The following is a 1,380-nucleotide window of genomic DNA, read 5'->3' on the forward strand; positions in this document are numbered from 1 at the left end:
TAACACCGATCAGTTAAGGTATTTTTGATCGGTTGACCGATCTTTTGGTTGCTTCACAATACCCTTATCATCTTTTGATTATGAGGGTATTTTTATGCTTAGTCATTGGTTACTTGATACAGATATATTCGCCACTCCTGACTCTTTATCTACATTTCAGAAACATATCCCTCTTGAGTGGATTTCTAATGTGCTCGAACAGACCGATAAAGCAAGTATTCGCAAACGTAAGTTACCTGCTGAGCTTGTCGTCTGGCTTATCATTGCAATGGGTCTTTTTCGCGACCGCTCTATTAGTGACGTTGTTGAGAAGTTAGATTTAACACTCACTGATACCCTGGGCGATACGGTTGCTCCAAGTGCTATTCCTCAAGCGAGACAGCGCCTGAGTAGCGACCCCCTCCAAGCCTTATTTCACCTATGTGCAGCCCATTGGACACAAGAAGAAGATGCTGATGATACGTGGTATGGACTCCGGTTATTTTCTGTCGATGGAACGCAATTTCGTGCACCCGATACACCTGCTCTTGCTGAGCACTTTCACTATATTAAGCACAGTAAAAACCGTCATACAGAATATCCTATTGTACGCCTATGCGCCTTAAGCTCCTTGCGTAGCCGGTTGATACACCACGTTGCCTTCGGGCCCAGTTATCAAGGTGAGGTGAACTACGCAAAGCAGCTATTTGGTCATGTAAGTGATAACAGTCTAACTATTTTTGACCGATGTTATCTCAGCGCTGAGCTACTGATTAATTGGCGTAAGCAACACCCACAGTCGCACTGGATGGTCCCGATTAAAAGCAACACGCAATACACCGTCATTGAATCTTACTCTGAGCATGACTTCAAAGTAGAGATGAGTGTATCTGCGCATGCCAGAAAACAAGACCCTTCGCTTCCTGAGTGCTGGCAGGCCAGACTGGTTCTTTATCCTGAGCCAATAGGGCCTGGAAAAATAAAAGGTCTGCTGTGCTCTTTGGATGATAAACAGGCTTTTGGTGCACAGGCCATTCTTGATGTCTATTTCGAGCGCTGGGAAATTGAAAATAGCTATGGAGAAATAAAACACCAGATGCTTGAGGATAGTATTCTTTTGCGTAGTCAGACTGTGGATGGAGTCAATCAAGAGCTATGGGGTATATTGCTAGCCTACAATTTAATTCGAGTAGAGATAAGTCGAATAGCCAAAGAGGCTAAAGTCTCCCCGCTGAGAATTAGTTTTGTCATGGCTTTGCGGGATATACAGGATGAAATACTCTGGTGTGCCATCGCTTCGCCAGGTTCAATTCCAAAGAAATTAAGGGCAATGCGAGAACGAGTGAAACGTTATATTCTTCCAGAAAAAAGAAAACGGCCCAAAAGTAGGACCGTTCGAAT

Annotated in this window: 1 protein-coding gene; it reads left to right on the top strand. The window is 44.0% G+C overall.

All coding sequences use genetic code 11. From position 1 onward, the window contains the following. Positions 1–94: 94 nt before the first annotated feature. Positions 95–1,380: IS4 family transposase (locus I6F66_RS20585; RefSeq protein ID WP_197209669.1), on the top strand; the 1,286-nt coding region annotated here is incomplete at its 3' end.

The organism is Pseudoalteromonas sp. NZS100_1, assembly GCF_015864285.1.
Lineage (GTDB): Bacteria > Pseudomonadota > Gammaproteobacteria > Enterobacterales > Alteromonadaceae > Pseudoalteromonas > Pseudoalteromonas arctica.